Source organism: Saccharospirillum sp. HFRX-2 (assembly GCF_043196805.1).
Taxonomy (GTDB): domain Bacteria; phylum Pseudomonadota; class Gammaproteobacteria; order Pseudomonadales; family Natronospirillaceae; genus Saccharospirillum.
This window is the reverse complement of record NZ_JBEBMU010000002.1, coordinates 266,440-292,331: the sequence shown is the minus strand read 5'-3', so window position 1 is coordinate 292,331 and position 25,892 is coordinate 266,440. Positions and strand designations below refer to the sequence as shown.

Here is a 25,892-nt window from a genome sequence, read left to right as displayed (position 1 = left end):
CGTGGGCGCCGACGAGCGGGGAGTTTAACTGCTCGTCTGGGAAAATTAAAACAACTGTTTGAATTTTTCGTTTAAAACGGATTAAATGAGCCCCAATCTCAATACCGGCCCGGCTTTCCGGGCAACCGCATCCAGACGATTGAGGACACTATGAAAGTACTGGTACCCGTCAAACGTGTTGTGGACTACAACGTCAAAGTCCGCGTCAAGCCGGACCACAGCGATGTGGACCTGGCCAACGTCAAGATGGACATGAATCCCTTCTGCGAAATCGCCGTGGAAGAGGCTGTCCGTTTGAAAGAGCAGGGCAAGGTCGACGAAATCGTCGTGCTGTCCATCGGTGAGGCCAAGGCCGAAGAACAACTGCGTAAGTCGATGGCACTGGGTGCCGATCGCGGCATTCTGATCACCACCGATGAAGCGCCGGGCTCATTGTCGGTTGCCAAGCTGATCAAGGCGGTGATCGATGAAGAACAACCGGGCCTGGTGATTCTCGGCAAACAGTCCATCGACAGCGACAACAACCAGACCGGCCAGATGCTCGGCGCCTTGACTGGTTGGGCTCAGGGTACCTTTGCCTCCAAGTTGGAAATCGATGGCGATACCGCCAAGGTGACCCGCGAAATCGACGGCGGTCTGCAGACTGTTGCGCTGAAGATGCCCGCTATCGTCACCACCGACCTGCGTCTTAACGAGCCGCGCTACGCCAAGCTGCCAGACATCATGAAGGCCAAGAAAAAGCCGCTTGATAAGAAAACCGCTGACGACTACGGCGTGACCATTACCAAGAGCGTCAAGACGCTGAAGGTCGAGCCGCCTGCTGAGCGCGAAGGTGGCGTCAAAGTTGGTTCGGTCGCCGAACTGATCGACAAACTGAAGAACGAAGCGAAGGTGCTGTGATGAGTATTCTGATTATTGCGGAACACGATAACCAAGCGCTGTCGTCAGCAACGGCCCATACCGTGACCGCAGCGCAAGCCATCGGTGGTGATATCGATGTATTGGTGGCCGGTGAGGGCGCTCAGGCCGTTGCCGATCAAGCGGCCAAACTCAGCGGTGTCAAGCGCGTCCTGTTGGCTGACAGCCCGCTGTACAAGCATGCCCTGGCTGAAGAACTGGCGGCTTTGGTGGCTGCACAGGGTAAGAGCTACAGTCATATTCTGGCCAGCGCCACCACCTCCGGTAAGAACTTTATGCCGCGTGTGGCTGCGCTGCTGGATGTGGAGCAAATCTCCGACATCATCGCCGTGGAATCGGCCGATACCTTTAAGCGCCCGATCTATGCCGGTAACGCTATCGCGACCGTGCAATCTGAAGACGCCATCAAGGTAATCACCGTGCGTGGTACCGCCTTTGATGCCTGCGCCGAAGATGGCAGTGCATCCGTTGAGAGCATTGCCGCTGAAGCTGCAGTGGCGGTTTCCGAGTTTGTCGGTGAAGAACTGGCCAAATCCGATCGTCCGGAACTGACCTCGGCCAAGATCGTTATATCCGGTGGTCGTGGTCTGGGCAATGGCGAAAACTTTGAGCTGCTGTACAAGGTTGCGGAAAAGCTCGACGCTGCCGTCGGTGCTTCGCGCGCTGCGGTTGACGCCGGTTTTGTTCCCAACGACATGCAGGTTGGCCAGACCGGCAAAATCGTTGCACCGGAACTGTATATCGCTGTCGGCATTTCCGGTCAGATTCAGCATCTGGCCGGTATGAAAGATTCCAAAGTCATCGTCGCCATCAACAAAGACGAAGACGCACCGATCTTTCAGGTGGCCGACTACGGGCTGGTTGCCGACCTGTTCGAGGCGGTGCCAGAGCTGGAAAAGGCGCTCTGAGCGTCACCACCACAGCCAACGCAAGCCACTGAACGTCGTTTATGCTAGCTGAAACAGAAAAGGCGCCGAAGCGCCTTTTTTTGTGCGTGTGTTTTAACGATCAGCGAGCTTCTGAGGGCGTGGTATCTGCAATGGGGTTTTAATGGACAACCGCCAGTCTTTACCATCGGTGGAGCGCCAGATTTCGTTGCTGGGTCCTTGGTCTGTGCGGCCACTGATTACCCACAGGGCTTTGTTGTCGGGTTGGGCTGGGTTGTCAAAAACGACCAGTTGGTGGCTGGTGCGTGGCGAGAAGGCTGCGGTTTCGGTTTCCAGTTGCCAGTTTTCACCATCGCTGGAGGACCAGACATCGTTTAATCGGTCGTTTTCTTTATCCCCACCCACTAGCCACAATCGTTCATGGGTGTCGCCGGGTGCGGCATAGACCGCGAGTTGATGGAATTGGCGTTCAGTGAAGCAGGAGACGGAGACGGGTTGGCAACTAAGTGTTTTTTTGTCCCAGTTGATGCCGTCTTTTGATGCCCAGACATCATTATGGTAATCGCCACCATGGCCGCCTATAAGCCACATCTCAGCCGGAGTGGTGCGGTTGTCCGGGTCGGCATCGAAGACTACCACTTGATGACCGTAGCGAGCTTCGAAAGCGGTATGATCCTCCGCCTTCACTCGTTTCCAGTCCTTGCCATTGGTCGAAGTCCAGACGTCATTCACGGAGTTAGTAGGGTGTTTGGTGTATCCGCCGATCAGCCAGAGCTGTTCGCCCTGGTTAGTGTTTTCGTCATCACCTTTGGCCTCGAACACCACCACCTGATGCCCATATCGGCCAGCGAAGCAGTCTGTGGGTTCACAACTGAGGTCCTGCTGAGTCCATGAAATGCCATCTGGCGAGGACCAGACATCATTTAGGGATGTGGAACTTCGATCTCGGCCCCCGATTAGCCAAAGCAGCGGGCCTTCCTCATCACCTTTGGCATCGAAAACCACCAGTTGGTGAGCGGAACGGGGTACGAACAGGGGCTTGTCCTGGGCTGTTTTTACCTGTTCCCAATGGATGCCATCGGCGGAGGACCAGACCTCGTTGCTGGCACCTCTGCCAAATCCACCCACTAGCCAGAGCCGTTCGCCTTGGCCGGCATCGAAGCGGACGACCTGGGCACCGTCGCGTGCGCTGAACTCGGGATAGGGGGTTAACTGATTCCAAGTGTTGCCATCGCTGGTGGTCCATATGTCGTTGAGTTCATGGTTACCGGTATAGCCAGCCAATATCAAAAGTTCATCCTGCCCATTGTGGTCGGCATCGGCGACGATCAGTTGGTGGTCGGCGCGTGAGGCAAAGGGCGTTTTGGTGTGTGCTGTCCAGTTAATGCCGTCGTCTGAAGACCAGACGTCATTGAGCCAGTTAACGTGATTTCCAGTTCCCCCAACCAACCACAACCGGAGTTTGGCGTCGCCGTCGGCCTGAAAGGCCATCACTTGGTGACCGCGTCGTGGTGAAAATCGCTTGTCTATATCTTCGTTGTTGTCGCTTTTCTTAGTCCAGGTTTGGCCGTCCGGCGAAGACCAAATGTCGTTTAAGTTTAAATTGAAACCACCGTTATTGCCCCCAATCAACCACAACTGGTTGCCCTCTCCGCCGTCAAAGGCCACTAGTTGGTGGCCTTCGCGGGCTGAAAAGAGCGGCTCGTTTTCCCCAGCCGAATTCTTCAGATCGACCTGTTGCCAGTCAATGCCATCGGTCGAGGTCCAGACATCGCCCAGAGGAGCTTTAGTGTCATCAGTGTCATCGCCGCCCAATAGCCAAAGCTCTGACTCACCGTTACCATCCGAATCAAAGACGGCTACTTGGTGATGGTAGCGAGGCGAAAACTGTTGATTATCGCCCTCAGGAGTTGAGTCTTTTCGGCGGGTCCAATTAATGCCATCCAACGACGACCAGATGTCGTTTTGAATTCCACCTTGATATCCCCCAATCAGCCACAGTTGTTCACCGGCGTCAGAATCATCGTCCGCGGCTTTGAAGACCACCAGTTGGTGGCCGAAGCGTCCTGTAAACAGATTTTTCACCTGGGAGTTTATGCTGTACACCGAGGTTTCCTGTCGCCAGTTAATACCATCGGCGGAGGACCAGAGGTCGTCGTCCTGTCCTTCATTGGCCAAATCCGGTCCTCCCCCGACCAACCAAAAGCGGCCTTTGAAATAGACCGCTTGGTGCTCACTCTTTTTCGGGAACTGTTGCGTATTCAGCAAGGTGGTGGCTTCCTGCTTGCCCAAGCGCAAGCGGGCGTAGCTGGGTTGGGTGAGGTTGAGGTATTGGTCGCCGCTTTCGAAACGGTAGGGTTGTTTGGTCAGTTTGTGTTCTTGGGCGCAGGTTTCGCCATCGGCAATCACATTGCAGTCTGGGTCTTGGCCGAGATAGAAAGTGAGGTCATCAATGTCTTCGAAATCACCGCTAATGGTCAGTTGACTTCCCTTGGAGCCAACCCATGCGCTGAGTTCCATGTCTCCAAGGGTCTTTTGGGGGCTGACTCTCGACGACCCCGAATCACAAGCCGCCAATACAAGACCCAACGTCAACCAAAGCGCTGCATGAGTGATGCGCCAAGGCTGACGCGGCGTAATAGAAGGATTATCCATAGCGTTAAGCTCCATAAGTTGAACCGTCCTTAAATGACTGAAGCTGCCAGAGTGAGCAGGTATTCCCAAACCTACCGTCTCGCGACCGCCAATATATTGACATAAAGAAATCTATAAAGGATTAATTTATTGACGATTGACTAAGAGGTGGCTCACAGAAACGAGGTGACTCTGGCCTTGGTTCAGACACTTAACGGAGGGGTTAACGGTCGCCCAGGTTGGCTTTGGCGATAAGCAATGACCAAAAGCGCTGCCAGTGGTTGGGTCTGTCTGCAACTGCGGGTATAGTTGCCGCAATTTCGGCGGCCGGGGCTGGTCGTCCATGAATTGGAAGCGGTCATGAGCTGGTTTTTTAAGCCTCAGCACAAAGCCCAGAAAGACAGGGCTATTCTCAAACGTATTGACGAAACGCTGAGCCGCCAAGGGCTGCCCAGTGCCATCCTGCATTTCCTGGTTTTTTTGCTGCTCGAGTGGCAGTGGCGCTCGCTCGGTCCGGTGCCCAATGCCAGCTATGTGTTTGGTTTGTTGCTGGTCATTATGGCGGCCTGGCGTTTTATCATGATTGCCCAGTTCAATGATTGGTATGGCAGGGGCCCGGCCCGTTGGCGTGACTGGTTTATTGGTTCGGGTTTTCTGCATGCCGGTCTGTGGTCGGCCTATTTGTTGTACCGACTCGCAGGTCCCGATCATCCCATCCAGTTGTTGGGATTGCTCTATACGCTGGCCGTCGCAGCTGGCGGTACCTTCGTATATTCGTTGTACGGCCGCACGGTCCGTATCTATCTGGCCATTTTGCTGTGGCCAGTCGCTGCCTATTACGCCTTCGCACAGCATACCGCGGGCCATTGGCTGATCAGCCTGGCCTTTGTTGCGCTCTATCTGTATCTGGTCAGCACTGCGGGCCGGGTATCGGAATTGGTGTGGGGCTTTTTGACTCACAATCACGAGCTGAAAATGCGCTTGCGTGCGCTGGAGCAGGCGCGTGAAGCCAATGTGATTCAGGCCACCACCAACCGCCGGTTTATCAATCAGTTATTGCATCGAGTTAAAAACCCGCTCAGCGGTCTGCTCGGTGTGCTGGGTATGCTCAGTCACGACGAGTCCTCCAGTGAGCACCAGGGCATGTTGAACATTGCCCGGCGCAGTGGTCATTCCATTCTCGATCTGGTGAATGATCTGGAAGCCTATATTGAGCAACGCGATCAGGCGCGGGTGCCGCAGTCGGTGGTGTTCAATCTGCGTAAGACGCTGGAGCATGCGCTGTCGGACATGGGCAGCAAGGCGCATGAGCACGGTCTTGAGCTGGCTTACCTGTACCATCCGGCGGTACCTGAGCGTATCGAGTCCGATCCGCAATGGTTGTCGAATGCCTTCCGCCGCCTGCTGGATTTTGCGCTCGACAGTGCTCAGGAAGGCGAAATCACGGTGCGCATTGCGGTCGATCAGCGTGGTGAAGAAGAACGCCTGTTGCTGTCCTTCTATTTCATCAATGAAGAAGTCAGCACCGAGGACTTGCGGTCTGCCATTCATCGCAATATGGATACCTTGCCGGAAGACGAGGATGTCTCCGATCAGTTAACGCTGATGGTCGCCTCGGCCCAGTTCCGTGCCATGGGCGCCGAGTTGAGCGCGAGCAGCCGCGACAAGGGACACTTGAAGACGATACGGGTGTCGCTGCCGATGATCGCCTCGTCACAGCAGGCCAGTTCATTCCGGCCGGCACGCTTTATGGCGGGCCGCTCGGTGGTCTTGTCTGATCTAAGCCCCGTCAATGAGCGGGCATTGAGCGCCGAATTTCTCAGTTGGGACATGAGTGTCTCTACCTGGCCGTTGGAGCGTCTGTTACAGGAGGCGGATCAACCCGCCGATTTTATTCTGCTCAATATTCCGGTTCAGGATGGCCCGGCCCGCCATACCCTGGCGCAGGTGCAACAATTGCTGCAACAGCTTGAGGGGCAGTCGGTTTCGGTCTTTTTGTATGCATCGGAACTGCAGCGCGGATTATTGTCTGATCTCAACGGTAAATTTCAGTTTATTGAAAAGCCCATTACCCGCGATGCGTTGTTGCATGCATTTCGTCGTGCTTTGGATGATCATCGTCCGGACCGCGACCAGGACTACCGTTGTGGTAACACCCGGGTCTTGTTGGCGGAAGATAATCTGGTAACGCAAAAGGTGATTAGCCGGCTGCTGGAACGCATCGGTGTCACCGTCGATTCTGTTGTCAATGGGCGTGAAGCAGCGCAAATGGCCGTTTCGGGCGAGCCTTACGATCTGGTCATTATGGATTGCCTGATGCCACGTATGGATGGTCTGGAAGCAACCCGCCTGATTCGCCAGCAGGAATTGAACTCAGGCGAACATATACCGATCATCGCTATGACGGCGGAAGATACGCCAGAGCAGGAAAGGGCGTGCCTGGCCGCCGGTATGGATGACTTTATGGTCAAGCCAGTCAGTTATGAGAACCTGGTGACCTTGGTGCAGCGCTGGGTGGGTTAAGCGGCTGCCACCGTCTGGGCCACCAGGGCCGTGACAGTTACTATTACGCTAAGGATAAGCGGATTGAATATCGGGATGACGCAATGACAGCGGTACCTTCGGTCGAATTTGAACGGCGTTTGCCGTTTTCCTTTGCCAAACGGCACGGCGTAGTGATCGACTTCCAGCACGTCGATGGTCCGCGTTTGCTGTATCGGCCCAACGCCAACCTCAATGCTTTGCAGGAAGCACAGCGACTGGCACCGCAGCTGTTACCGCAGGTGCAGGTTAATGATCAGGAATTTTCTGACCATCTGAATAAGGCCTATCAGACCGACAGCGACGACGCCATGCAGATGGTCGAAGGCCTGGGTGAAACCCTGGATCTGAGCTCGCTGGCCGACTCGGTGCCGGAAACTGAAGACCTGATGGAGCAGGAAGATGACGCGCCCATCATCCGTCTTATCAACGCCATCCTCACCGAAGCGGTGCGCGAAAACGCCTCGGATATCCATATCGAAACTTACGAAAAACGCCTGTCAGTGCGCTTTCGCGTCGATGGCGTATTGCGTGAAGTGGTACAGCCCAAGCGGGCGCTGGCGCCCTTGTTAGTGTCGCGCATCAAGGTGATGGCGCGGCTCGATATCGCTGAGAAGCGAGTGCCTCAGGATGGTCGTATCGGTTTGCGTGTCGCCGGTCGGGAAGTCGATCTGCGGGTCTCCACCATGCCCGCCAATCATGGCGAACGCGTGGTGTTGCGACTGCTCGACAAGCAGGCGGGGCACCTGGAACTGACGCATTTGGGGCTGCACGACCAGGCAATGTCGACGCTGAGCGATCTGATTCAGCGGCCGCACGGCATCATTCTGGTCACCGGGCCCACCGGTTCGGGCAAAACCACCACGCTCTATGGCGCGCTGCAGGCGTTGAACAGCCATGCGCGCAATATCATGACCGTCGAAGACCCGATTGAATACAGCCTCGCCGGCGTCGGCCAGACGCAGGTCAACACCAAGGTGGAGATGACCTTCGCCCGTGGCCTGCGCGCTATTTTGCGGCAGGATCCGGATGTGGTGATGATCGGCGAGATCCGTGACCATGAAACCGGCGAGATCGCCGTCCAGGCCAGTTTGACCGGTCACCTGGTGCTGTCGACGCTGCACACCAACAGTGCCGTTGGCGCGGTAACGCGTCTGCAAGACATGGGCATCGAACCCTTTCTGCTGGCTTCCAGCTTAATCGGCCTGGTCGCTCAGCGGCTGGTCCGAACTCTGTGCCCAGAATGCAAAACCCCTTACCAAGCCGATGCCGCTGAATGCGAATATCTGGGCATGGACCCTAACCAGCCGCCGACGCTGTATCACGCTGCCGGCTGCAGCAGTTGCCGTAATTCTGGTTACCGTGGGCGGGCAGGGCTCTATGAAGTGATCCGGGTCGATGAAGCCATGCGTCAGCTGATTCACGATCGCGCTGGTGACATCGATCTGGAACGCCATGCCCGTACGCTGTCGCCGAGCATCCTGCAGGACGGCAAAGACAAAGTACTGGCGGGTCTGACCACGCTGGAAGAAGTTCTGCGCGTTTACCGGAGCTATTAATGGCCGCTTTTGAATTCGCCGCTCTGGATGAAAACGGCAAGCGTCGCACCGGTGTACTGGAAGCCGACAGCAGTCGTCAGGTGCGCCAGCAACTGCGCGACAAAGGCTGGTTCCCGGTTGAGGTTGAAGCCAGCCAGAAAAGCCAGAACCGTCGCCCGGGTTTGTTGGGTGGTCCGTCGATTTCGGTGCCTGATCTGGCCCTGGTTACCCGCCAGTTGGCGACGCTGGTCGCTGCGGGTATGCCGCTGGAAGAAGGCCTGCGAGCTGTGGCGGAGCAATCTGAAAAGGCGCGCATCCGCAGTTTGATGCTCGCGGTGCGCTCACGGGTGTTGGAAGGTTACAGTCTGGCGCGCGCCCTGGGCGATTTCCCGCGCGCCTTTCCGCGGCTGTATTGCGCCACCGTTGATGCCGGCGAACACAGCGGCCATCTTGATCGCGTGCTGAATCGTCTGGCGGATTATCAGGAAGACCAGCAAAAGACCCGCAAACAGATCCAGATGTCGTCCATCTACCCGACCTTCTTAACGCTCGTCGCCTTCGGCATCGTTATCTTTTTGCTCAATTCGGTGGTGCCGGACATTATCGGCGTGTTCACCTCCACCGGTGAGCAACTGCCCGGGCCCACCCGCGCTTTGCTGGCGGCCAGCAACTGGGTGCAAAGCTGGTGGTTGGTCAGCCTGGTCGTCATTGCTTTGGCAATATTCGGTTTTATGATCTGGAATCGCGATCCCGCCCGGCGCCGCATTACCCATCGCTGGCTGCTGCGCCTGCCGTTGATCGGCCGCGTTTCCCGGGGTTTCAATACCGCCCGTTTTATCGGTACGGTCGCCATTCTCTCGGGCAGCGGTGTGCCTCTGGTGGAAGCCATGCGCATCGCCGCTGAGGTGGTCTCCAATCTGGAAATTCAGGCCGCCGTGCGGACGGCAACGGTGCGGGTGTCTGAAGGCGGTTCCTTGCATAAGGCGTTGGCTGAATCCGGCTATTTTCGGCCGATGATGCTGCACATGATCGCCAGTGGCGAGGCCAGTGGTGAACTGGACGCTATGCTGCAACGCACCGCCGATGCCGAGGACCAGCAGATCAAGGATTTGATCAGTACGGTGCTTGGTTTGTTTGAACCGATCATGGTGTTGTTGATGGGCGGCATTGTGCTGATCATCGTCCTCGCCATTGTCTTGCCCATCATGGAAATGAACAGTTTTGTGGCTTAGGAAATCTATCGTTATGCGTAAACAGCAAGGTTTTACACTGATTGAATTGATGGTCGTTCTGGTCATCCTGGGTATTTTGTTCGGGCTGGTGGTGCCCAACGTTATTGGTCGGGGCGATGAGGCGCGTGTTACCGCCGCCCAGACCGACATCCGCACGCTGGAAAATGCGCTGGAAACCTACCGACTGCACAACTCGCACTACCCATCGACTGATCAGGGGCTGGAAGCGCTGGTCAGCCAGCCCAGCGGCAGTCCGCAGCCGAATAATTGGCGTGGACCTTACGTTAAGCAGACTCCGGCTGATCCCTGGGGCAATCCTTACGCCTACATCAACGACGGCAACAGCTACGAGATCATCTCCTACGGCGCCGATGGCCAGGCCGGCGGCAGCGATATCAACGAAGACATCTCCTCCAACGCCAGCGAATGATCCGCCCCTCGAATCATCCCGCCGGCCGGCGTGCCGGCTTTAGCCTGATCGAGCTGTTGGTGGTGATCATCATCATCGGTGTAGCGGCTGGTGCGGTTCGTTTGGCGATCAGCCAGCCGGATCCGTTGGGTGATTTGGAGCGTTCGGCGCAGCAACTGGCTTATCGTTTTGGCCAGGTACAGGATCGGGTATTGCTCAGTGGGGAAGACCGCGGCCTGGTGTTTGTGGACGGCAGCGCGCAATTTTTGAGCTGGAGTGAAGGCGACCCGCGAGAGGGCGAGCCGGATGTTCTCTGGCAAATCGATGACGGGATGCCAACCTGGCAGGTGCCTGACAATACCGAGTTGACTCTGATCTGCGATGGACAACACATTGAGCTGCTGCGCAACCCGCCGGAAGACGAGCGGAACTGGCAGCCGATGATCGTCCTGCTGCCCTCGGAAGACTACCAACCCAGCTTTGACCTCTACTTAAGAGCACCGGGTCTGGATAACCAGGCCGTGCGCCTGCATGGCGATGGTTTTAACCGTCTGGAGGTCAGTCGTGTCACGCTCTGAAGGCGGTTTTACCTTGCTCGAAGTGATGGTGGCTCTGGCGGTCTTTGCCGTTATGGCCGGTGCTATTGCCCTGGCCAACACTCAGAACCTGGCCGCGGCGCGGCAGATCGAAGAGCAAACCGATGCCCGCTGGGTGAACCAGAATATTCTTCAGCAACTGCGTTTTTCCGCCTTACCGGATGCCGGTGATCGCTTGACGCGAGAAACCACCTTCAATGGTCGCGACTGGAAGGTTGAAGTGAGGGTGACGGCCTTTAACTTTCCGATGTTGCCGCCGGTTGAGCCCTATCTGCGCGCCGTTGAACTCAGTGCCCGTCTTGAAGCGGAACCCGATGACGCCCCACCGGCCGATCGTCTAACCGCTGTACTGGCGGCACCATGAAACGATCGCACCAGGGTTTTACGCTGATTGAACTGCTGATTGCGCTGGCTATTTCGGCCATTCTTGCGGTGGGTACTTTCTATTTGGTGCAGACCTCACGCCAAACCCAGACCACCTTGGTAGAACGCAACGAAACCCGCACTCAGCTGACCCGGGTTATTCGCAAACTGGAAACCGATCTGCATCAGTGGGTGCCCGATCGTCCGGTCCGTGACGCCTTCGGCCAGGAAGTACCAGCGCTGCTGATGGACGAGAACGGCCTCAGTATTACCCGCGCAGGCTGGGCACGCAGCCAATTGCTGCAACAACTGAGTGACAATGATCTCTTTACCGCCCCCAAGCGCTCAACCTTACAGCGCGTGCGTTATCGCCTGGCCGAGGAGGGCAGTGAGCTGTGTCCGTTACCGGAAGGTGAGACGGACTTCAGCGCCGAACCCCAAGGCTGCCTAATACGCAGCTTTCTGTTGCAACTGGACGATGACGGCCGTCTGGAATGGCAGCATCAGCGCTTGCTCTATCCTATTCGCACGCTGCAATTTCGCTTTCTGAGCCAGGTTGGCGATGAGCAACGGTTTTTCGATAACTGGCCACCAGAAACACCGGAAGTGTTGGACAGTGCGCCCATTCTGATCGCCATTGAAGTTCGCCTGGTGCTGCCCGATGCTGAGTTGAATCGGCTGATTTCGGTACCCATGCAACGTGAAGATGCCGAAGGAGGCGCTGATGCGACCTCCTGAGCGCGGTTTCGCATTGATTCAGGTATTGCTGGTTTTTGCCTTGCTGGCGGTGATCGTAGCGCGGTTGCAATACCAGCAACGTGTTCAGCTTGAGCGCGCCTTCCAGGGGCAATCGATGAGTCAGGTACAGACCTGCATCGACAGCGCCGAAGCCGTTGCCAAAGTTGGCCTTCGGCTCGAGGCGCAACAGGAGGCGCCTGAGCAGTTAAAGCAATTAATGGATGAAAACGGCAATCTTTACTTGCCGGCTTTTCCACTCGGCGAATGCCAGATGACGGTGTCTCGCTATGATCTGCAAGGTCGTTTTAATGTGAATTGGCTGCACCCGGCGGCGGTAAATCCTGACGGAGCTGCCGAGGGGTTTAAGCGGCTGCTGCTGGAGCTGGATCTGAACGAAGGCATTGCCGATGAGTTGCAGCAGTGGTTTGATTCGGACAGCGGTGCTGAGTTCAATTATATCGATCAAGAGCCCAGTTACCGGCCATCTTTTATGCCCATGGCTGACATCAGTGAGTTACATCTGCTCAAAGCCGTCAGCTCCGATGACTATAAGGTTCTGGCGCCCTATGTCAGTGCATTGAGACCCGATGAACCGCTTAATATTAATGTCGCCTCCAGGGAAGTATTAATGAGCCTGGCGCCTTTTATCAGTCGCGAAGAAGCCGACGGGCTGATTGAGCAACGCGGCGATGGCTTTGACCGGGTGGATGATCTGCTGAACCTGCCTTTGTTCCAGGAGAACGACGATACTCCTCTGTACAACGAACAACTCAGCGTGACGTCGAACTGGTTTGATTTGTCTGTTGAGGCCCGGTACCAGACGGTTGAGTTACGCCAGATCAGCCGCTTATACCGGACCGAAGGCGACAACCAGGTTATCGTCAATCTACGAACTCAGGCAGTAAACGGCCTCGACTTATTACCGAGTGACAAGGAAGAAGGAAGTACAGAATGACCCCCGAATTGTCCATTTATTGGCAAGGACTGGATCAGCTCGAATGGCGCTGGCACAGCCAGAGTGACTCCCAGGCAGGACGCTGGGACGATCTGGTCGATCAGGTGCGCGAGCGCAATCAAGCCGGAGCCGCAACAAGGCTATACCTGCCGCATACGCATTTCACCGCCTTGGTAATTAAAGTGCCGGCTGGTCGTCGGCGTCTGGCGCCAGCTGTTATGCGCTTCACCGCCGAAGAGCAGTTGGCGCAGGACATCGACAGCCTGCATCTGGTGCCGCTGGAGCAGCCTCAGGATGGCAAGATGACGGTCCTGGTCACCGAGTCGGCCTTGCTGACAGATTTGCAGTCGACGCTGGCCGAAGCGGGTCTGACACTGGTCGAAGCCTTCGATGCCGGTTACTTCCAATGGCCAGAGATGCCGTACAGCGATATCCAGCTCGATCTGGACCAGCACAGAGTCTTTTGTCGCCACGGCTGGCTATTGCACCAAACGCATATACAAGGCTTTGCCCAGTGGTTTGAAAGTTTTAAGCAACAACAAAACCTGTCTTCGCCACTGCGTCTGGCGCTGACCTCGCGCGCCAATGATGAAGGCGCCCGCCAACTGCGTACTGAACTCGAAGCCACGGGCGATGCGTTGGAATGGGTCATCAGCCCGCTGCCGGATATTGCTCAATGGGATGAGCAGGTCCGCAGCGGCCAGCAACGGGGCAACCTGATGACCGGCGCGTTGGCCATTAAAAACGAAGGCGGGCAGGGGCGATACTGGCTGCCAACCGCGATCGCGGCCGCCGTTACGCTTTGTCTATGGCTGGTGGTCAGTGGCGCTAATGCCTGGCGTGACCAGCAGCGCGCCGAATCAACCTGGGCTGCCAGCGACGCCGTTTTTCGCCAGGTATTTGGCAACGACAAGCGTATCCAACGACCGTTGATGATCCGAGAAATCGACAATCGAATTCGCGCACTCAGCGGGGGGCAGAACGGCACTGAGGCAACGGTTATCAGCGCTATCGAAGCGTTAATGGTGTTGGACGATGCCTTAGTCCTGGACGATTTCCGCTATCAGCAAAGCAGTGGCCAGATGCTGTTCACGTTGCGCCAGCCCAGTGATGTAGAGGGTGATGCCTTTGCCCGGTTCGAGGCCACCAAGACCGCGCTGCAGGATCGCGGCTATCAAGTTGAGTATTCGGCGAGTCAGGACAGTCAGGCTGTTCGTGGTCGTTTTCAGGTCAGTCTGGAGGCTAACGGATGAAGGCACTTATCGCACAATGGCTGCAACCTCTGAATGGCCGTTGGCAGCAGTTGGGTCAGCGTGAACAGCAGGCGTTGCGTTTACTGGCGGTCGTTGTCGGCCTGTTGGCAGTCTGGTTGCTGTTGATTCAACCGCTCCAGCAATGGCGCCAGCAGGCCAGCCAGGAACTGGCCAATGCCCAGTCAACCTATCAGCAACTGCTGCAAAAAGCGCCGCAGGCGCTGGCTTCGGGCGCCTCGACGGCTAACACCCCCAGCGATTCCCTGAATACCGAACTTAGACGCCAAGCCAACCGTTTTGGTTTATCGATCCAAGGCTTCGAGCCCGATGGCGATTTATTGCGGGTTCGCCTGGACGATGCTCGTTATAGTCAGGTGATTCAATGGCTGGCGGCACTACAAGCTCAGGGTGTGATGGTCGATCAACTGACGTTGAATGGCCGTGACCGACCCGGCCGTGTTCAGGTGATCGCCGTGATGCGACGCTAGGCAGCTTTTACAAAAGCTGGCACGATTAGCCTTACGCCAAAAACAACAATATAGAGGCCTGCATGACCCAGAACGACCTGGATTGGGTGGAACTGGTCCGGCTGGATGAGCGCAATAGCCGTCAGGCGCGCTCACTGCTGTACCATTCCTATCGTAATGAACCGACCTTCCGTTATCTGCTCAACGCTGAACGTCCGGGTTACCGGCAGCGTATCCGGGCAACCATTCGTGAGTTGATCTTTCTGCATTTTGAACGCGGCGAAACCGTGTTCGGCGTGCTCGACAAAGCCACACAACGCTTGTTGGGCGTTGTCTTTGTCAGCGATGTTGGCCTGAAAATGGACATCTCCCGGCAATTGCGCTGGCGCCTGAAGATGACACTCACTGCCGGCTTTGAAGCTACCCGGCGTTTTATCAGCTACTACAACGATGTTCAGAACAGTCTGCCGGACAAGCGTCATCGGCTGGTCAGCCTGATTGGTATTCACCCGGATTTCCAAAAACGCGGCTTAGGGCGGATGCTGATGGAAGCGGTGCATGAGCTGACCGAACAGGATCATGAATCCATCGGACTGTTTCTCGATACCGGCAATACCCGTTATTTGTCGTTTTATGAGTCGTTGGGTTATCGCAGCTTTGCTGAGCTGCCCTTGGGTGAATTGACTGAGACGGTGCTGTTTCGGCCCAATCCCAACTATGCCGAACAAGCCGCTTAGGCGGACTATTCAATAGCCAAGACGCCGGTTGGAACTTTCCACCGGCGCCCCCATCCAAGCCACTCCTTCACATTCTCTAGGAAGTCCCATGTCTGCATCCTATGACTATGACCTGGTGGTCATCGGCGCGGGTTCGGGTGGTGTACGTGCCGCCCGGATGTCAGCTTCACGCGGTGCGAAAGTCGCCATTATTGAATCGCGCTACCTTGGTGGCACCTGTGTGAACGTGGGTTGTGTACCCAAAAAACTCTTCGTTTACGCGTCGGAATACGCTCAGGCATTCGAAGATTCTCAGGGTTATGGCTACCGTGTAGATAATAAACCGAACTTCGACTGGGCGACATTAAGAGACAACAAGACCGCCGAGATAGAACGCTTAAACACCGTCTATGACGGGCTTTTGAGCCGGGCAGGGGTGGAGATAATCAACGGTCATGGTCGATTCGTAGACAATAATACCGTTGAAGTGAATGGTGAAAAACGCCTCACCGCCAAGAACATCCTGATCGCCACTGGCACCTGGCCGAGCAAACCGCAAATTCCCGGAGTGGAACATTCGATCAGCTCGAACGAAGTCTTCTATCTCAATCAGTTGCCAAATGATGCCATTGTTGTTGGCGGCGGTTACATCGCGGTCGAATTTGCCGGAATTTTTAATGGATTGGGTGTTTCAACCCATCTGGTTTATCGGGGCGAGCCGGTGCTGCGTGGCTTCGATAACGAGGTCCGCGACTTTGTTTCTGGTGAAATGGCACAGGCCGGCGTGGATTTGCAATACAACCGCAACCTCGCCAGCATCGAAAAACTCGACAATGACAGGCTGAAGGTCACTTATGAGGATGGCTCGCAAGCTGAAACGGGTCTGGTGCTGTTTGCGACCGGGCGAGATGCCTTGGTCGATAACCTGGGGCTGGAAAGCACCGGTGTTAAGCTCGACGACAACGGCTTTATCAGCGTCGATGATCATTACCGCACGGCAGTCCCGCATATTCGGGCGCTGGGCGATGTGATTGGGCGAGTGCCACTGACGCCCGTTGCCATTGCCGAAGGCATGTTCATCTCCGCCGATCTGTTCGCAGAGCAAAAACCGCAGCCGGTCGACTATCAGCAGATACCGACGGCGGTCTTCTGTCAGCCCAATGTGGCCACCGTAGGCTTAACCGAAGAAGAGGCGGCTGCACACTTTGATCGTGTCGAGGTCTACAGCACCCAATTCCGGGCCATGCGCAATACCTTGTCCGGTAATCCTGGGCGTACCCTGATGAAGATGCTGGTGGATGCGAATTCGCAGCGAGTGATTGGATTGCATATGGTCGGTGACGATGCCGGAGAGATTATTCAGGGTCTGGCGGTGGCCATGAACGCTGGAGCGACCAAGGCTGACTTCGATCGCACCATTGGCATTCACCCAACGTCGGCAGAGGAATTCGTCACCATGCGCGAAGCCAGCCGCGTCGTGGGTAAGGCCGTCTGATCAGACTGGATTGATCTTCTTATTGCGCGCCGAGGCATGGCGCGCCTGCCGTTCGACATCAATATAGCGGTCGGTGATGGCGCTGGAACCGTGTCCAGCGTCGTCGCGTACGTGCTCGCGCGGCCGGGTTTTAACGTCTTCGGAAATGCCGGTGTGGCGCAGCCAGTGTACCGTCGCCGCCTGCAAAGCATCGGCTTCTTCGGGTTCGCCCTGGGCGCGCAGCCGGTCGATCGCCAGATCGAAACACTCCTGGACGATAAAACGAATCTGGCGGGTGCTGGTGATGCCACCACGGCCACGAACTTTGGGAATCAAAGGGGCGGATTCGCCGGGCAAGGGCAGCGGCGTTTGACCCAGAAAACTGCGAAAACGACGCAATGACGCCAGCATGGCATCAGACACCGAAACATCCCGTTCCTTATTACCTTTACCAACCGTCGTGAACCACCAGTTGCCGTGCGCATCCTGGGTAAAGTCACCCATGCTGGGCTGCCAGCGATCGGTTTCAGCTAACTCAGAAATCCGCAGGTACATACCAAACAGGCAACTAACGATAAACAAAGCGCGCTCATAGCGCTCAGGGTTCTCCGGCACCGCCTGTTCAATGGCGTTTAAGACCTCATGCCACTGGGCTTCCGACAGCCGGCGTATGGTCGTTGCGCCCTGGCGTTTACGCAGAAACTTGCCTTTCTGGCGGATCTGAGCCACCGGGTTAAGCTCGACGTGTTCTTCCTGCAGCAGGTAATTGAAGAAGGTCGACAGCACAGAGAAGATCGCCTGCAAGGCGCTCTGGCTTAAATCGAAACTGCCAATATCTGCACTTTGGCCACGCTTGTGGTCGCGCTTGGAGACCTTGGCGACAAAGGGTTTCCAGTCCGGATTACGGACCCGTTCACCGCCGCTGTCGCGAAACCGCGCCACGCTCTTGGTGCCGATCCAGTGTCGTGGCGGGTTCTGGCAAAACTCCACAAAAGCTTCGATATGCTGGCGCCGCACTTCGATCAGGCTGATGCCCTGTAAAAACCAGCACCACTGCATAAAGCGTTCAATCTCGCGGCGGTACGAGGCAAAGGTGTCGGCGCTGCCGCGGTAGCTGTAGAGAAACTCATGACAAAGCTGAAGGTCGTTGCCCAGAACCGTTTCATCAACGCGGGCGTGTTCGCGCACCCATTCACTCGGCTGCGGCCGATGCCGGAACGGATTCTCGAAATGACTGAGGTTATCGAAGATCGGAATCGGAGCGGGGTGGGGCGTGGTCACCGGTAAAACATCCTGTTTATAGCGATTGAAGTCGGTCTGAGCCATTTAACCAGTCGGCAACTGAGACCAGAACCAAGGGACCGTCATTGTAAGCGCCACGATCGATAAAGACGGAATTGCCTAGTTGAGCGACCGATTTGACGATGGTATGGCCGTGAAAAATCCAGTCAACACCAGCCACTTCGCGGCGATCTCCAGAGTTCAGGCGTGAACGTCCCCAAATCCAGTCGGCCATGTCATAGTCGCCTGCGGTTAAACGGTCATCCCAATTCGGCAAGCGATATTGGGCGTGGCAAAGGCCGATACGGTAATCACCATGCGCTACCGTCAGGCTATAGGGTAAGGCTTGTAAACGCTCGGCCCAGTGCTGCAATTCGCCTTCATCATGCTCGAGCGCCCAGTTACCACCGTTCATCAGCCAGCGACTCCAGGCTAATGAGTTCTGGTGAAGGACCGCATCGATGAGCATTTGTTCGTGATTACCACGCACGGCGAAGAACCAGGGCTCATCAAGTAACGCCAAACAGCCAGGACTGTCCGGGCCTCGGTCGATTAAATCGCCGACCGATAAAAGTCGGTCTTGATGGGGGTCAAAATCACGCTCGGCCAGGCTGTCTTCCAGTCGCGACCGATGGCCGTGTAGGTCAGCTAACACAAAATCTCGTCCGTGAGGGTTAGTAGCGAGGAGCTGATGATTCTCGGTCTGAACATTCATAGCTGCATTATGCGCGTGCTGCTGGCTAAGCGGAAGACGCCGCAGGATACGTCCTTGATGACCTTTGGGCACTGGGCGTAACGCCCGGCTCGGGCTAGACTTCGTCTGATCAGGTGCTCATCTGGCGGCACCCTTATTTATATTTTGAGGAGATCTTCGTGTACCGCAATGTGCTGGTGCAAACCCTGGAAGGCGCCATCGGCTACCTCGCCTGGGCCGTGGTCTGCTACCTGACGTTAAGCAGTGAGCCGGCTGATACGCCTGGCGGCCAGATTCGTCTGCTGCTGATCGTGGCCGGCTTGCTGGTCTATATCGTCGGCTTTTATTTTTCCTCGCGTGACGCCCAATACGAGCGCTTTGACCTGCGCATTCGTCAGCTCGCCTATATGGCGCAGTTTCTGGCGGTGATCAGCATCCGTTTTGAAACAGAAACCGGCGTTATTGCCATTCTCAGCGTCGCTCTGGCCGCGCAGTTGCCATTTTTCTTCTCCCGACAGGGCGCTTTGATTGGCTTGGCGGTGCTGGTGGGTATCGATTTCGGCTTTACTTTCTGGGCCTGGGAACTGGAAGATCCGGTGCTGCGCTGGACCATGGTTGGTGCCTTTCACGCCTTCGCCATGCTGATGAGTCAAAGGGTGATTCAGGAACAGGAGGCGCGCGATCAGGTGTCGGCACTCAACCGCGAACTGCTGGCAACTCAAGCCTTGCTGGAAGAGTCCGCCAAGCAAACCGAGCGTATTCGCATCGCCCGGGATCTGCACGACGGCCTGGGACATAAACTGACCGCCTTGATCCTTAAACTCCAGTATCTGACTCACACCACCGAAGACGAGACTCAAAAAAGAGTAGGGGAGACGCACGAACTGGCGCGGGCGTTGTTGTCTGACGTACGCGAGACCGTTCACCAGATGCGTGGCGACTCCAGCATTCGTCTTAAAGAAGCGCTTGAAGCCCTGGTATCTCAGGTGCCGCGGTTGCGTATTGAACTCGACCTGGATCCGACCGCCAGTGTTGCCGACGTAGAAGTTGCCGAAGCACTGTTTCGCTGCATCCAGGAAGCCATTACCAATACCCTCAAACACGGTAATGCCAGCCGGATGACCATCACCACGCGCAAAGGTCCCAACGACATTCAGCTGTTTGTTGCTGATAATGGCGGCTGCCAAGGTGGCTGTTTTGTAGAAGGTGACGGCCTGCGCGGTATGCGCGAACGCATTGAAGCCTTACGTGGCCGTTTAGATATCGCTACTCAAAGCGGTTTTGCATTGAACATTTCCATTCCTGTTGCGGAGGCGCTATGAGCGAGTCCATCAAAGTCATGCTGGTGGATGACCAGACCCTGGTGCGTGAAGGCATCAAATCCCTGCTGCAATTAGCCGGGCATATCGACATTGTTGGCGAGGCCAGCGATGGCATCGAGGCATTGGAACTGATTCCTCAGTGTCAGCCCGATGTGGTGTTAATGGACATTCGTATGCCGCGTCTGGACGGTATCGAAACCACCCAGCGCCTGGCCTCCGACGCGGGCGCGCCACCCGTGATCATCCTCACTACCTTCGATGATCACGAACTGGTACTCAACGGCATTCGCGCCGGCGCCCGGGGATTTTTGCTCAAGGATGTGTCACTGGAAAGCCTGGTTGAGGCTATTGAAGCGGTTAACCGTGGCGAAACTTTGATACAACCAGCCGTTACCGAACGCGTTATGCGCGGCTATACCGAACTGACCGGCGAAACCAAAATCGATAAGGACCCGATTCAGGAGCCACTGACGCAGCGTGAAATTGAAATCCTGCGGTTAATGGCCGGCGGCTACAGCAACAAAGAAATCTCCCGGGCCATCTTTAAATCCGAAGGCACCATCAAGAACCACGTCTCCAATATTCTCGCCAAAATGAACGTTCGTGACCGCACCCGGGCGGTGCTGAAAGCACTCGAGCTGGGGCTGATCTAAGCTGGCTTGATTTCACTTACAGGCCATGGATACTGGGCTTAAATAATCTACCTTGTAGACATTTATGCCCAGACCTCGCTTTCGCATTGGCACCGATGACTGGTTCGACGCCCTCGACTGGCTCGATTACCAACTCAGCCAGCCCACCTGGCTGCTCGCCGAGCAGCATCCCATTCACCGTTACGGCCTGGCGAGCTTCAAAGAGCAATGTCGTCAGTTCCGTGATGTGAGCGAACCCGGCCAAGGTCATTGTGATGACCTCCAGGCCATTCTTAATGATGTACTTGAACGTTCAGACTGGGATCGACTGCGTAAAACGCTATCAGCCAGACGCCGTCGCCGGCGTGAAAAGCGCACCAATCAAGGCCCGGTCAATCTGACTCTCAGTGGTCAGGCTCACCAATGGCTGAAACAACTGGCCCAAGCAGGCCAATACAGCACTTTGAGTGAAGCGCTGGAGCAACAATTACCCGATCTGGTGGCACAGCTTGAGGCTGACATTCAGGCGGAGCGCGCCACTGCGATCGAAGCCGAGCTGGTGTCCTGGGCTCAGGACAGGCTGCTGGCCGCTATCGAGGCCTATCTGGCGCAGGCTGCGAACGAACGCAGCCTGGCCACAGCCTGTCGCATTGCTTACCAGTGGTACCAACGTGAACCAGACGCCACCAAGGCGGCGTTATTGCGTGAGCGCTTCATTGAAGACCTGGTCTGGAATGAAGCGCATTTGAAACGATCAGCCAGTGAGTTCCTGGCGGCGTTTTGATTGAGGCTGAGATCAGCGCGGTCGCAGTAAGAATCGCGCCGATCGAGCCCGATAACTGCATATCTATATTATCCTGTAATAAAGAAGATGAGCCGCGATCAGGCAAAGAAGGGTAGTGTTTAGAAGGGAGGTAAATTGTTAAATAGAAAAACGGCAAACATGGCTGCAGCCCCCGTTGTTGCTGTCATTTCCAACCTTTGCAGTATTCTCCGATAGACACCGGCAGCGCCGAATTTCCCTTGTTTTACAGCTCGTTCAATCTGGCAACAGGTGATGATATAAGCCGGATCGATTTCCAACTTATCGGCAATAATCAAAGCCGTCTCATCATCAAAAGTAGTCCGTCCTTTTGCCCAGCTAGCTACCTGGGCGTCAGTCTTATCAAGCAATTGCGCCACTTTGTAACGCGACGGCAGGTCGTATTTATCTTTGATCATTTGGATAAAGTCGGCCGTCGTGTGCGTCATGGTCTTGCCATCCGTTTTTAGACCCTTTTGATATTAGGCAGTGTACTGGACCCTTCGCGGGGGTTTTACTATTTACCCTGCATAGTAAAGAATCCTCTCCACTCGATGGTATCTGAGGGAAAGAGGATGACACCTGAACAGATTCTCAACTTTATAGATCAGCGTGCGGCCACCTGGCGCCGGTTCGAAGCTGAGGCGGCAGGCGTCGGCTTTGACGCCGACAGCGAGCGCAGCGGCCAAAAAGCCCGCTTAATCGAGCGGCTGGCAAGTGATATCCGCGCCGAAATGGCCGCCGAAGTGCGCAACGAAGCGCTGGCCTTTGCTCATGACGAAGCCCGCGCCCAAGCAGGGAGGGTGTCATCGTGAATCAAAACGAGCTACTCGATTTTATCAATCAGCGAATTGAGCTAACGCTGAGTGGCTGTCCGGCTGTTCATCAACGTTCGTCCGGCGAGGTTCTTTTGCCGGCCGATGTGGCGGCCGTTTTCGATGAGTTGTGTTTTATCAAAGCAGTGTTGGAAGACGCTGGTTCCCGTTCTTTGTTTTTAAGAATGGATCCGCCAGAAGGCTTCAAAGCTATGCACCTAGGTGATGGGTATTCGCAGTTTCTGAAAATTAAGGAAAGCGACGGGGTCGAGCAATGACAGTGCAATCCGTTCAGTCCCAATCCGTCCCGCGTCCTGGCAGTCATGAGTGGTTCGAGCAACTGCGCTCCGACCTTCGACCAGCTGCAACGCTCCGGGAATGCCAAGCCTGGGAATCGCTGCAGGCCGTCGAGCGTAAGGCCGTCTTACGTATGGCGGGCCTTTCCGCAACTGTCGGCCGTTTCGGTGGGCAGGGGGTTACGCCTGTCGCGTTCTATGCCCGCCAGGACTGGGCCGACCTTCCCGAAGGCGTTCGCGCTCGCGTTCGCTGTATCAGTCAACGTCTAGCCGGCCTGCTCGGTCGGTTCCAGCTGGAGAAAAAGCCCCATGAGTCAACGACTTAGAGACAAGGCTCGCTTTGTCGCGGCCAACATTCTGCGCGGCGTGCTGATCGGCATCGCCTTGGTTTTGGTTCAAGCAGTAACGATAGGGATCGATGGCAATGCACTTGATGATGACCGGTTGGCCTCGGGCCATGTGTGGCAGGGATACGATCAAAAACAACCTAGAAACCACGGACCGAGTGTCGGAAGTGACCTGCAAAGTGTGTTTGGCGCGTTGGGAGCGTCTGCAAGTGACCGAGCCATACGCGGGGGAGCCGATTCGAGTTTGCGAAATCGAGCACTGGCAGGGCTTAGAAGCGAGCGAGCGGCGCGTCATCTGCCGCCGCCATCGGGATACCCGCAACCTGGCCGGCTTCGCCTGGTATCAATTCAGCAGCCGCCAGCGGTCGTTATTGCTGGATGCGATGCGCTGGGACGGTGCCGCCTGTTTGGCGCTTGGTATTCCGGGCCGCGACGCGGGGCCACTGGAATCGGAGCACCTGCGCCAACTGTGGCGCGTTCAGCTGCGAATTATCGAGCGGGTCCGGGATGGACGGCAGGAGCCCGCCGATTTGGCGCGCGTGGTTGAGATTCAGACCGAGTTAGCGCGGGAGGTTCTCGGCTGATGCACCTTCACCACGGTGAAAAAGCGCAGAAACACCTTGAGGCGGTCCGCCGTCGCGCTGCCTGGCAGCGGCGCCAGTGGACAGCGACCGGTCACAACCGGATGTTTCAGCGCGGCCAGCTCGCGGCACTGGGGCCGATCCAGCCCAAAGGCGTACCGGCTTACGGTGCCGACCGTAACCGGGAGTTGCGCCGACTGGCTGAACTGGCGGAGTCGCTGGACAGCCGGACCCACTTCGGCTGGCTTCATTGGGATGCGGATGAAGGCGCGGCTGATGAATACTGCCATCTGATGGCCGAACGGGTGGAGGGCATCTTGTCCGATTTCGGCCGCGCGCTGCCCGGTGTTGAAGATGATCCTTGGCCGCCCTGGTTCGGGGCTATGTGCTACGACGCAGCCAAAACCAACCCGCGCACCTTCTGGGGCTGGTTCGCCAGCCAGGACGTACGTCAGGCGATATTCCGCATTCTCGACGCTCACGAATTGGAGCCAATCGACTCCGACTCAGTGCCAGCGGTCCAGCTTTCAGAGCTGCTGAAAATCACAAAGCCGGCCTGGTGGGTCCGCCAGTGGCGCAAGGCTTACGCGCGCCGGCTGGATGAACTGGCGCGTGCACTGGGCCAGGTTCGCAAGTTCCGGGCGCCATATTGCGCTGACATTACCGTCGATAATTGGCGACGCCGACAGATTGAAAACTGGGAAGCGCTGAAGGCCACCGAAGCCGAGAACGAAGCCGGGCAAAAGTTTGACTTGGCCGACCTGGTTGCACGATCCAATGCAAACCCAGCCATTCGCCGCGCGGAAATGATGACGCGACTACGCGGCTTTGAAATCTACGCCCGCGACCGTGGTTATCGTTCGGAGTTTTGGACGATTACCGCGCCGTCACGCTTTCATCCGACGAAGACAATCACTAAGGGGAGGAAATCCCGTGCTGTTGAAAATTCAAAATGGGTGGCTGCGGGCCGCCCGACTGTTCGGGCTGCACAGCAGTACCTTTGCACCGTATGGGCTCGCATCCGTGCTGATTTGGCTCGGCTCGGTTGCGACGTTTTCGGTTTCCGTATCACTGAGCCCCATGGCGACGGCTGCCCTCATTGGCATTTGCTCGTTTTCCTGCCTGCTGATATGGCCAGTAGATTCGATGGCGCTGGGCTTGGAGCGGATGCAGCGAGCAATGCAGCAGCATCAGAGCAACATGGCGCACGAACTGGCCGATCAGACGAAAGGCTGGAACGAAGCGGCGGGCGCTCTGCGGTCAGACTTGGAAGCGCTGCGGCTGCTGCTCGGCGTCAGTCCCTTGTCGACAACCCTGACGAACCCGGAGCACAGCGCGCCCGGTTCGACTGTGAGCCCATCCGCGACGGAATCAATCCCGACACTGGCGAACCTTTCAGCGCTGTTGGATACGTTGCGAAATACATCGCCAAGAATTTGGACGGCGTACACGCAGCGGATGAGCCAGACCACACCGGCGGCGGCACGCTCGGAGACAATGCCCGACGCGTCAGAGCCTGGGCCAGCACTCACGGAGTCCGCCAGTTCCAGCAGTTCGGCGGCCCATCCGTCACAGTCTGGCGAGAGCTAAGGCGGCTCTACAACGATCCCGAGCAGTGGGACGATAACGAATTCCTGCAGGCGGTTTTTGCTCAGACTGAGCAGGAAGACAAGGCCGAAGCCTGGGCGGCGTTCTGTGCGCTGCATGACCGCGCTCAGCTGTCTGCCATCGTCTTGCGGGCTCAGCGCCTGGTCACGGAATCCCATTGTTCGGCCATCAACTTTGAATCCGGCATCTTTCGCCGGGAACTGCGCCAGCGGCCACTGATCGGCAAGCACGGTTTGCCGGTTGTTGCCGTAACTGGCTTACGCCTTAACGGCCGGAAATTCACTACCCGGCCACACGTATGGACCTTACGCCCGAAGTCCGTACGGATCGAACCAGAGCCCCCTGATTGGGGTTTGCTTTTACCGGACCGGCCGAAGGCCGGAACGGCTTGGACTCGTGTCAATAACTGTACGGGGGCCAGGCCGCCCGCCGTACGGACCTTTGATGATCTGAAACAATGGGAACGGGAGCTGGAAAAACTATGACGACGACAACAGAGAGCCGCCGACAACTGGAAGCCGCCGAAGAATCACTGGCGGGCCTGGTCGATCTTGCCGATCAGGCCGAAGGGTTGGGGGTGTTCGACGTGAGCGAAAAGATGCGGTTAGCGGCTGAGGGGCAGTCGATCGCCCGTGAATTGATGGAATCACTGGTGGGCTGTGTCGGTCACCTGGTGCGGGAAGTGGAGGAAATCCGGGGAGGTGAGCATGTCTGAAAAGCGCGTTTCATGTCCGGCGTGCCACTCGGTTGGCTGGGTTAAGCCAAACGGTCGGGGCGATCCTTATTTGACCTG

Annotated in this window: 26 protein-coding genes; 22 read left to right on the top strand and 4 right to left on the bottom strand. The window is 56.6% G+C overall.

Translation table 11 applies throughout. From position 1 onward, the window contains the following. Nucleotides 1–150 precede the first annotated feature (150 nt). Both ABMA60_RS07955 and ABMA60_RS07950 read left to right on the top strand, forming a co-directional pair. The gene (locus tag ABMA60_RS07955) at nucleotides 151–900 is read left to right on the top strand and encodes an electron transfer flavoprotein subunit beta/FixA family protein (RefSeq protein WP_392801234.1); all 750 of its coding nucleotides are present in this window, start codon (nucleotides 151–153) and stop codon (nucleotides 898–900) included. Then, the gene (locus tag ABMA60_RS07950) at nucleotides 900–1,826 is read left to right on the top strand and encodes an electron transfer flavoprotein subunit alpha/FixB family protein (RefSeq protein WP_392801232.1); all 927 of its coding nucleotides are present in this window, start codon (nucleotides 900–902) and stop codon (nucleotides 1,824–1,826) included. Before ABMA60_RS07955 ends, ABMA60_RS07950 begins: the two co-directional genes overlap by 1 nt. A gap of 93 nt (nucleotides 1,827–1,919) precedes the next feature. Here ABMA60_RS07950 and ABMA60_RS07945 read toward each other — a convergent pair whose 3' ends face one another. Continuing rightward, entirely contained in the window at nucleotides 1,920–4,460 is a 2,541-nt protein-coding gene (locus ABMA60_RS07945; RefSeq protein WP_392801229.1) for a hypothetical protein, read from the bottom strand. Nucleotides 4,461–4,799: 339 nt separating this feature from the next. Between ABMA60_RS07945 and ABMA60_RS07940 the strand changes: the two genes are divergently transcribed. From ABMA60_RS07940 to gorA, 12 genes are all read left to right on the top strand, one after another. Next, nucleotides 4,800–6,962, top strand: a complete 2,163-nt coding sequence (locus ABMA60_RS07940) for a response regulator (protein WP_392801227.1) — start codon at nucleotides 4,800–4,802, stop codon at nucleotides 6,960–6,962. Between the two features lie 83 nt (nucleotides 6,963–7,045). Then, nucleotides 7,046–8,539 (top strand): type II secretion system ATPase GspE, encoded by a 1,494-nt coding sequence (gene gspE / locus ABMA60_RS07935; RefSeq protein ID WP_392801224.1) that lies wholly within the window; start codon nucleotides 7,046–7,048, stop codon nucleotides 8,537–8,539. Continuing rightward, nucleotides 8,539–9,750 (top strand): type II secretion system inner membrane protein GspF, encoded by a 1,212-nt coding sequence (gene gspF, locus ABMA60_RS07930; RefSeq protein ID WP_392801222.1) that lies wholly within the window; start codon nucleotides 8,539–8,541, stop codon nucleotides 9,748–9,750. The genes gspE and gspF overlap by 1 nt, the downstream gene beginning before the upstream one ends. 13 nt (nucleotides 9,751–9,763) lie before the next feature. Further along, entirely contained in the window at nucleotides 9,764–10,180 is a 417-nt protein-coding gene (gene gspG / locus ABMA60_RS07925; RefSeq protein ID WP_392801219.1) for a type II secretion system major pseudopilin GspG, read from the top strand. After that, complete coding sequence (locus tag ABMA60_RS07920; RefSeq protein ID WP_392801216.1) at nucleotides 10,177–10,737, top strand: prepilin-type N-terminal cleavage/methylation domain-containing protein; 561 nt, start codon at nucleotides 10,177–10,179, stop codon at nucleotides 10,735–10,737. Before gspG ends, ABMA60_RS07920 begins: the two co-directional genes overlap by 4 nt. Further along, nucleotides 10,724–11,119, top strand: coding sequence for a type II secretion system minor pseudopilin GspI (gene gspI, locus ABMA60_RS07915; RefSeq protein WP_392801214.1), 396 nt, complete (start codon nucleotides 10,724–10,726; stop codon nucleotides 11,117–11,119). Before ABMA60_RS07920 ends, gspI begins: the two co-directional genes overlap by 14 nt. Further along, nucleotides 11,116–11,856, top strand: a complete 741-nt coding sequence (locus tag ABMA60_RS07910; RefSeq protein WP_392801211.1) for a type II secretion system protein GspJ — start codon at nucleotides 11,116–11,118, stop codon at nucleotides 11,854–11,856. The genes gspI and ABMA60_RS07910 overlap by 4 nt, the downstream gene beginning before the upstream one ends. Continuing rightward, nucleotides 11,843–12,811, top strand: coding sequence for a type II secretion system minor pseudopilin GspK (gene gspK, locus ABMA60_RS07905; RefSeq protein ID WP_392801208.1), 969 nt, complete (start codon nucleotides 11,843–11,845; stop codon nucleotides 12,809–12,811). The genes ABMA60_RS07910 and gspK overlap by 14 nt, the downstream gene beginning before the upstream one ends. Continuing rightward, nucleotides 12,808–14,064, top strand: a complete 1,257-nt coding sequence (gspL, locus tag ABMA60_RS07900) for a type II secretion system protein GspL (RefSeq protein ID WP_392801205.1) — start codon at nucleotides 12,808–12,810, stop codon at nucleotides 14,062–14,064. Before gspK ends, gspL begins: the two co-directional genes overlap by 4 nt. Continuing rightward, on the top strand, nucleotides 14,061–14,552 hold the full coding sequence (gene gspM / locus ABMA60_RS07895) for a type II secretion system protein GspM (protein ID WP_392801202.1): 492 nt from the start codon (nucleotides 14,061–14,063) through the stop codon (nucleotides 14,550–14,552). Before gspL ends, gspM begins: the two co-directional genes overlap by 4 nt. A 62-nt stretch (nucleotides 14,553–14,614) precedes the next feature. Further along, nucleotides 14,615–15,268: a GNAT family N-acetyltransferase gene (locus tag ABMA60_RS07890; RefSeq protein WP_392801199.1), complete on the top strand. Its 654-nt coding sequence runs from the start codon at nucleotides 14,615–14,617 to the stop codon at nucleotides 15,266–15,268. Between the two features lie 28 nt (nucleotides 15,269–15,296). Further along, nucleotides 15,297–16,742 (top strand): glutathione-disulfide reductase, encoded by a 1,446-nt coding sequence (gorA, locus tag ABMA60_RS07885; RefSeq protein WP_392801196.1) that lies wholly within the window; start codon nucleotides 15,297–15,299, stop codon nucleotides 16,740–16,742. Here gorA and ABMA60_RS07880 read toward each other — a convergent pair whose 3' ends face one another. Both ABMA60_RS07880 and ABMA60_RS07875 read right to left on the bottom strand, forming a co-directional pair. Further along, the gene (locus ABMA60_RS07880) at nucleotides 16,743–18,047 is read right to left on the bottom strand and encodes a tyrosine-type recombinase/integrase (RefSeq protein WP_392801193.1); all 1,305 of its coding nucleotides are present in this window, start codon (nucleotides 18,045–18,047) and stop codon (nucleotides 16,743–16,745) included. Beyond that, on the bottom strand, nucleotides 18,019–18,657 hold the full coding sequence (locus ABMA60_RS07875) for a metallophosphoesterase (protein ID WP_392801190.1): 639 nt from the start codon (nucleotides 18,655–18,657) through the stop codon (nucleotides 18,019–18,021). Before ABMA60_RS07875 ends, ABMA60_RS07880 begins: the two co-directional genes overlap by 29 nt. A gap of 218 nt (nucleotides 18,658–18,875) precedes the next feature. Between ABMA60_RS07875 and ABMA60_RS07870 the strand changes: the two genes are divergently transcribed. From ABMA60_RS07870 to ABMA60_RS07860, 3 genes are all read left to right on the top strand, one after another. Continuing rightward, on the top strand, nucleotides 18,876–20,018 hold the full coding sequence (locus ABMA60_RS07870; protein ID WP_392801187.1) for a sensor histidine kinase: 1,143 nt from the start codon (nucleotides 18,876–18,878) through the stop codon (nucleotides 20,016–20,018). Continuing rightward, on the top strand, nucleotides 20,015–20,671 hold the full coding sequence (locus ABMA60_RS07865) for a response regulator (protein WP_392801185.1): 657 nt from the start codon (nucleotides 20,015–20,017) through the stop codon (nucleotides 20,669–20,671). The genes ABMA60_RS07870 and ABMA60_RS07865 overlap by 4 nt, the downstream gene beginning before the upstream one ends. 64 nt (nucleotides 20,672–20,735) lie before the next feature. Next, nucleotides 20,736–21,434 (top strand): hypothetical protein, encoded by a 699-nt coding sequence (locus ABMA60_RS07860; RefSeq protein WP_392801183.1) that lies wholly within the window; start codon nucleotides 20,736–20,738, stop codon nucleotides 21,432–21,434. A 119-nt stretch (nucleotides 21,435–21,553) separates the two neighbouring features. Here ABMA60_RS07860 and ABMA60_RS07855 read toward each other — a convergent pair whose 3' ends face one another. Next, nucleotides 21,554–21,901, bottom strand: a complete 348-nt coding sequence (locus tag ABMA60_RS07855; RefSeq protein WP_392801180.1) for a helix-turn-helix domain-containing protein — start codon at nucleotides 21,899–21,901, stop codon at nucleotides 21,554–21,556. 126 nt (nucleotides 21,902–22,027) lie between these two features. Here ABMA60_RS07855 and ABMA60_RS07850 point away from each other — a divergent pair, with 126 nt between their 5' ends. The 5 genes from ABMA60_RS07850 (at nucleotide 22,028) to ABMA60_RS07830 (ending at nucleotide 25,814) form a co-directional block, all read left to right on the top strand. Next, nucleotides 22,028–22,267: a hypothetical protein gene (locus ABMA60_RS07850; protein WP_392801177.1), complete on the top strand. Its 240-nt coding sequence runs from the start codon at nucleotides 22,028–22,030 to the stop codon at nucleotides 22,265–22,267. Continuing rightward, nucleotides 22,264–22,545, top strand: coding sequence for a hypothetical protein (locus ABMA60_RS07845; protein WP_392801175.1), 282 nt, complete (start codon nucleotides 22,264–22,266; stop codon nucleotides 22,543–22,545). The genes ABMA60_RS07850 and ABMA60_RS07845 overlap by 4 nt, the downstream gene beginning before the upstream one ends. A 436-nt stretch (nucleotides 22,546–22,981) precedes the next feature. Continuing rightward, nucleotides 22,982–23,494, top strand: coding sequence for a hypothetical protein (locus ABMA60_RS07840; protein WP_392801172.1), 513 nt, complete (start codon nucleotides 22,982–22,984; stop codon nucleotides 23,492–23,494). Further along, nucleotides 23,494–25,584: a replication endonuclease gene (locus ABMA60_RS07835; RefSeq protein ID WP_392801169.1), complete on the top strand. Its 2,091-nt coding sequence runs from the start codon at nucleotides 23,494–23,496 to the stop codon at nucleotides 25,582–25,584. Before ABMA60_RS07840 ends, ABMA60_RS07835 begins: the two co-directional genes overlap by 1 nt. Further along, nucleotides 25,581–25,814 carry a hypothetical protein gene (locus ABMA60_RS07830; protein WP_392801166.1) on the top strand — a complete coding sequence of 78 codons (234 nt, stop codon included), beginning with the start codon at nucleotides 25,581–25,583 and terminating at the stop codon, nucleotides 25,812–25,814. Before ABMA60_RS07835 ends, ABMA60_RS07830 begins: the two co-directional genes overlap by 4 nt. Nucleotides 25,815–25,892: the final 78 nt, after the last annotated feature.